This is a genomic window from Mesorhizobium sp. M4A.F.Ca.ET.020.02.1.1 (assembly GCF_004022645.1).
Lineage (GTDB): Bacteria > Pseudomonadota > Alphaproteobacteria > Rhizobiales > Rhizobiaceae > Mesorhizobium.
Window position 1 is genome coordinate 1 of record NZ_RZOI01000520.1, and the last position, 4,450, is coordinate 4,450.

Annotated in this window: 5 protein-coding genes; all 5 read left to right on the plus strand. The window is 65.3% G+C overall.

Annotated features, from left to right (window positions below; all coding sequences use genetic code 11):
- The first annotated feature begins 117 nt into the window (after positions 1 to 117).
- Positions 118 to 612, plus strand: a complete 495-nt coding sequence (rimI, locus tag EN742_RS25640; RefSeq protein ID WP_127282749.1) for a ribosomal protein S18-alanine N-acetyltransferase — start codon at positions 118 to 120, stop codon at positions 610 to 612.
- Between the two features lie 27 nt (positions 613 to 639).
- Complete coding sequence (locus tag EN742_RS25645; RefSeq protein ID WP_127404990.1) at positions 640 to 1,440, plus strand: 1-acyl-sn-glycerol-3-phosphate acyltransferase; 801 nt, start codon at positions 640 to 642, stop codon at positions 1,438 to 1,440.
- Between the two features lie 82 nt (positions 1,441 to 1,522).
- The gene (gene miaB, locus EN742_RS25650) at positions 1,523 to 2,929 is read left to right on the plus strand and encodes a tRNA (N6-isopentenyl adenosine(37)-C2)-methylthiotransferase MiaB (RefSeq protein ID WP_127404991.1); all 1,407 of its coding nucleotides are present in this window, start codon (positions 1,523 to 1,525) and stop codon (positions 2,927 to 2,929) included.
- A gap of 79 nt (positions 2,930 to 3,008) precedes the next feature.
- Positions 3,009 to 4,058 (plus strand): PhoH family protein, encoded by a 1,050-nt coding sequence (locus tag EN742_RS25655; RefSeq protein ID WP_126056677.1) that lies wholly within the window; start codon positions 3,009 to 3,011, stop codon positions 4,056 to 4,058.
- A 12-nt stretch (positions 4,059 to 4,070) separates the two neighbouring features.
- Positions 4,071 to 4,450, plus strand: a 380-nt coding sequence (gene ybeY / locus EN742_RS25660) for an rRNA maturation RNase YbeY (RefSeq protein ID WP_128333424.1), incomplete at its 3' end; no start/stop codon positions are given.

Here is a 4,450-nt window from a genome sequence, read left to right on the forward strand (position 1 = left end):
GCGCGGCGCCGATGCCAAGCCGCAGGCCGGTTTCATTCTTCCAAGACAAGACCATGATCCCAAAAAGCGGGCCCCGGTTTTTGGGCAAGATCATGGTCCGGAAGGAAAAAAGAGCTGATGCGCATCCCCTTTTTTCAGCCGCGCCGCAGGGACTATGCGCTTCAGCCGCTGACGGTTGCCGACAGCGAGGCTGTCTCGGTGCTGCATCAGGAGGACTTTGTGCGGCCGTGGAGCGACGGCGAGTTCGCGGCTTTGCTCGAACAGGACACCGTATTCGGCTATGCCGCGCGCGAAACCGGACAGGGCGGCAAGCCACCAGTCGGCTTCGTGCTGGCGCGGCTGGCGGCAGGCGAGGGCGAGATTCTCACCGTAGCCGTCGCCCGCTCCCACCGCCGCCAGGGGCTTGGCTGGCAATTGATGGACGCGGTGCTGCGCGAATTGCACGCGCAACGAGCCGAGGCGCTGTTCCTCGAGGTCGACGAGACCAATGTCGCGGCCATCGCGCTCTACCGGCGGCTCGGCTTCCGTGAGGTCGGCAAGCGCGCCAACTACTACAGATCGCCCGAGCGCGGCCCGACCGGCGCGCTTGTCATGCGCCGCGATCTTCGCTAGCGACACGCCGGGACAGGGCCTGCGCTGATGATCAAGAAATTACGGATTTTCCTGGCGCTTGGTCTGGTCGTCGCCGGCTCGCTGGTCCTGGTGCCGCTGCAGATCCTGTCGATGAAGACCGGGCTGTGGCCGGAAACCCTCATCCTCAAGATCTGGCACCGGATGATCGCCAGGGCGCTCGGCCTGCGCATCCACGTCAAGGGCGCGCTGTCGGCCAGGCGCCCCTTGCTGGTCGCGTCCAACCACATCTCCTGGACCGACATCATGGTGCTCGGCTCCAGGGTCGACGTGAAGTTCATCGCCCGCGCCGACATGGCGAACTGGCCGATGATCGGCATGCTGTCGAAGCTGCAGCGCACCGTCTTCATCGAGCGCGAGCGCAAGCGCAGCTCGGGCGACCAGGCCAGCGAGATCGCCGGCCGCATGGCCAATGGCGACGCCATGGTGCTGTTCGCCGAAGGCTCGACCGGCGACGGCAACCTGCTTTTGCCCTTCAAGAGCACGCTGTTCGGCGCCGCCTCGATGGCGATTTCGGAAGGGGCGACGGAGGCAGTGTTCATCCAGCCGGTGGCGATCGTCTACACCAGGCTGCATGGCGTGCCGCTCGGCCGCCGCCACCGGCCGATCGCCGCCTGGATCGGCGACGAGGACCTGATGCCGCATCTCAAGGTGCTGCTCGCCGAAGGCGCGCTCGATGTCGAGCTGCATTTCGGCGAGCCGATTGCCTTCTCCAAGGGCTCGAACCGCAAGGAGACGGCAAAGCTGATGGAAAGCCGGGTGCGCGAGATGGTGCAGGCGGCGCTTGCCGAGCCGCGCCCGAGCCGCTGACGCGCCCCCGCGCGTCCGGGACACGTCGCCAGGGCGCAGAATCGTCTGTTTTTTGTCCCTGAAAGGCGTTAGAAGCCGCCCGATGGACCTGAACACGACAGAACGGAACGATATCGGCATCGCTGCCGACAGCCTGGCTGCCCCTCCGGCGGCGAAGAAAGTCTTCGTCAAGACCTATGGCTGCCAGATGAACGTGTACGACTCGCAGCGCATGACCGATGCGCTGGCGGCGGACGGCTATGTCGCGACCGATATTGTCGATGATGCCGACCTGGTCCTGCTCAACACCTGCCACATCCGGGAAAAGGCGGCGGAAAAAGTCTATTCCGAGCTTGGCCGCATTCGCGACATGAAAGCTGAACGGGCCGGGATGGGACGTGAGCTGCTGATCGGCGTCGCCGGCTGCGTGGCGCAGGCCGAAGGCGCCGAGATCATCCGCCGCGCGCCGGCCGTCGATCTGGTCATCGGTCCGCAGACCTACCACCGGCTGCCCGACGTGTTGGCAAGGGTGCGTGGCGGCGAGAAGATCGTCGAGACCGACTATGCCGTCGAGGACAAGTTCGAGCACCTGCCGCAGCCGAAGCGCGCCGAGGTCGCCAAGCGCGGCGTCACCGCCTTTCTCACGGTGCAGGAAGGTTGCGACAAGTTCTGCACCTTCTGCGTCGTGCCCTACACGCGCGGCTCGGAAGTCTCGCGGCCGGTGGCGCAGATCGTCGCCGAGGCCGAGCGCCTGGCGGAAGCCGGCGTGCGTGAAGTGACGCTGCTTGGCCAGAACGTCAACGCCTGGCACGGCGAGGGCGAAGGCGGCGAGGAGTGGGGGCTTGGCCGCCTGCTGTCTAGGTTGGCCGAGATTCCTGGCCTGGCGCGGTTGCGCTACACCACCAGCCATCCGCGCGACATGGATGATGAATTGATCGCCGCCCACCGAGACCTGCCGGCGCTGATGCCCTATCTGCATCTGCCGGTGCAGTCGGGTTCGGACCGCATCCTGAAGGCGATGAACCGCAGGCATACGGCGCGCGACTATCTGGCGCTCATCGATCGCATCCGCGCCGCGCGCGGCGACATCGCCATGTCCGGCGATTTCATCGTCGGCTTTCCCGGCGAGACGGAAGCCGATTTCGAAGCGACCATGCAGCTGGTGCGCGAGGTCAACTATGCCTCGGCCTTCTCATTCAAATATTCGCCGCGTCCAGGCACGCCAGGCGCCGAAATGGCCGGCCACCTGCCGGAATCCGTCAAGGACGAGCGCCTGCAGCGCCTGCAGGCGCTACTCCTGGAGCAGCAGCAGGGTTTCGGCGCGAGCCTTGTCGGCAGGACCATCGATACGCTGATCGAGAAGCCGGGCCGCCAGGCCGGCCAGAAGGTCGGCCGCTCGCCCTGGCTGCAGCCGGTTATTGTTGATGAAAAGGCCGGCGAAATCGGTGACATTATCGAGGTACGAATCACAAGGACGGGCTACAATAGCCTGTTCGCCGAGTTGGCCTGATGCATGTCGCCCAAAAGTGCCCGCGGGTTTGGGACAACGACATGCATAGCCACAAGCCTCGGCAGATGAGGAGAGACGGTTGAGCGCTGCTGAACTGAAGAACTTGCCCCCGAACCAGGCATCCGGGGCTTCCGACATGGCGCACATCGTTCTGACCTTCGACAACAACAAGCTTGCCAGCGCCCTGTATGGCCAGTTCGACGAAAACTTGGCCAGGCTCGAGCAGAAGTTGGGCGTTGACATCCGCTCGCGCGGCAATCAGCTGACCATCAAGGGCTCGGCCTCTGCCGCCGAGCAGGCGCGCCGCGCGCTCGACAACCTCTACGGCATTCTCCAGAAGGGCGTCGACATCGGTCAGTCCGACGTCGACGGCGCCGTGCGCATGGCGATCGCCGCCGACGACCAACTGACGTTGCCGACGCTGGAGCGCAAGGGCAAGATGTCCGCCGCTCAGATAGCGACGCGCAAGAAGACGATCTATGCCCGCTCGCTCAACCAGGACGCCTATATGCGCGCGCTGGAGCGCTCCGAGCTCGTCTTCGGCATCGGCCCGGCCGGCACCGGCAAGACCTATCTGGCGGTGGCGCATGCCGCCATGCTGCTCGAACGCGGCATGGTCGAGCGCATCGTGCTGTCGCGGCCGGCGGTCGAAGCCGGCGAGCGGCTGGGCTTCCTGCCCGGCGACATGAAGGAGAAGGTCGATCCATATCTGCGGCCGCTCTACGACGCGCTTTACGACATGATGCCGGCCGACAAGGTCGAGCGGGCGATCGCCGCCGAAGTGATCGAGATCGCGCCGCTGGCCTTCATGCGCGGCCGCACCTTGGCGCACGCCGCTGTCATCCTCGACGAAGCGCAGAACACCACGCCGATGCAGATGAAGATGTTCCTCACCCGTCTCGGGGAGAATTCGCGCATGATCGTCACCGGCGATCCGACCCAGATCGACCTACCGCCGAACACCAAGTCCGGCCTTGTGGAGGCGCTCCGCATCCTCGACGGCGTAACCGGCATGGTGACGGTACGCTTCAACGAGGGCGACGTCGTCAGGCATCCGCTGGTCGCCGAGATCGTCAAGGCCTATGACCGGGACGGCAAACTGGCCAGGGGCCTGGGCGCGGAAAGCTGACGAAAAAGCCGCATGGCTGAAGACAGGAAACCCGGCGGCCTGCCCGTCGACATCGATATTTCGATTGAGGCCGGCGACTGGCCCGATGAGATGGCGCTGACGCGCCTGGTCGATCGCGCCGCAGCTGCCGCCTTTGCCGAAACCGGCATCGAGGGCGCTTCCGAGCTGAGCATCGTCTTTGCCGACGACGCTCATATCCGCGAGCTCAACGCCGGCTGGCGCGGCAAGGACAACCCGACCAACGTCTTGTCTTTCCCTGCCTTTCCGCTATCGAAGGACGGTCCGCTGCCGCCGATGCTGGGCGATATCGTGCTCGCCGCCGAGACAGTCGCACGGGAAGCGGCACTGGAAGACAAGCCCGTGGCGAACCATATCACCCATCTCGTCATCCA

Excerpts from the sequence above, each read along its gene's own strand:
- rimI (WP_127282749.1), top strand. The coding sequence starts at position 118 with ATGCGCATCCCCTTTTTTCAGCCGCGCCGCAGGGACTATGCGCTTCAG.
- EN742_RS25645 (WP_127404990.1), top strand. The coding sequence starts at position 640 with ATGATCAAGAAATTACGGATTTTCCTGGCGCTTGGTCTGGTCGTCGCC.
- miaB (WP_127404991.1), top strand. The coding sequence starts at position 1,523 with ATGGACCTGAACACGACAGAACGGAACGATATCGGCATCGCTGCCGAC.